Raw genomic sequence first — 312 nt, 5'->3', positions numbered from 1 at the left:
TGCTGCAAGAAATTCGCGTGACTCGCACTCATTTCGGTTAGTTTCTCGGTTTGACTCGTTTCTAATAACTTGATTAGCTCGCTCATCTGCTGGCTGTTGGTTTGTAACTGCTCGATTTTCTGGGTCAATTGCTCTATCTTCTCGGTTAGGAACTGTATCTGAGTTAGGTTGTTGTCGTTGGTTAAAGTCATGGGTTTGTACCTGTGGTTTATTTTGTAAAAGATAGGGAACAGGTAATGGGGAACAGGCAACAGTTTTTTCTATTTCCTCTTCCCTGTGTGTTGGTAAGAGATCCAATTTGTCATTCCCTGT

Annotated in this window: 1 protein-coding gene; it reads right to left on the bottom strand. The window is 42.0% G+C overall.

The annotated features are described in order from the left end of the window. Positions 1–297 (bottom strand): hypothetical protein (locus tag GNF10_RS39585; RefSeq protein ID WP_185607537.1); only part of this gene is annotated, 297 nt, incomplete at its 3' end. Between the last annotated feature and the right edge of the window lie 15 nt (positions 298–312).

Source organism: Nostoc sp. UCD121 (assembly GCF_014222285.1).
In the GTDB taxonomy this organism is placed as follows: domain Bacteria; phylum Cyanobacteriota; class Cyanobacteriia; order Cyanobacteriales; family Nostocaceae; genus Nostoc.
This window is presented reverse-complemented; position numbering and strand designations above follow the sequence as displayed.